The 377-nt window shown below is 59.4% G+C and carries 1 protein-coding gene; it reads right to left on the reverse strand.

The features are described 5' to 3' along the window. The coding region (locus tag NR126_RS28550; protein WP_256832506.1) for an OsmC family protein at nucleotides 1-307 on the reverse strand (307 nt) is incomplete at its 3' end. Between the last annotated feature and the right edge of the window lie 70 nt (nucleotides 308-377).

A 377-nucleotide genomic window follows, 5' to 3' on the forward strand; every position in this document is an offset into this window, starting at 1 on the left:
GGGCATCGGTGAGCACGCCCTTGAGGGTCAGCTTCACATGCAGGGCGTACTTGCCTTTCTGCTCTTCGCTGTTGTCGTGCTTGATCTCCACGGTGACCCCGGTCAGCGGGATGTTCTTCTTCTGCGCGTAGAGCTTGAGGGTCAGGGCCTTGCAGGCGCCCAGGGCGGCATCGAAGTAGTCATGGGGCTCGGGGGCAGTGCCTTCGCCCCCGGCGGACTTGGGCAGGTCGGTGAACAACTGGTGGTCGTCGACCTGGATGCTGTGGCGGAAACCTTCGCTGGACTCGGTATTGACGGTGATGGTCATGGCAAACCTCAGGCAGTGATGAATAAGGATCAGGCTGTAAGGGTGCTGAAGTTATAGAGCATATCGAAGC

It is taken from the genome of Pseudomonas sp. Pse1 (assembly GCF_024519635.1).
Classification (GTDB): Bacteria; Pseudomonadota; Gammaproteobacteria; order Pseudomonadales; family Pseudomonadaceae; genus Aquipseudomonas.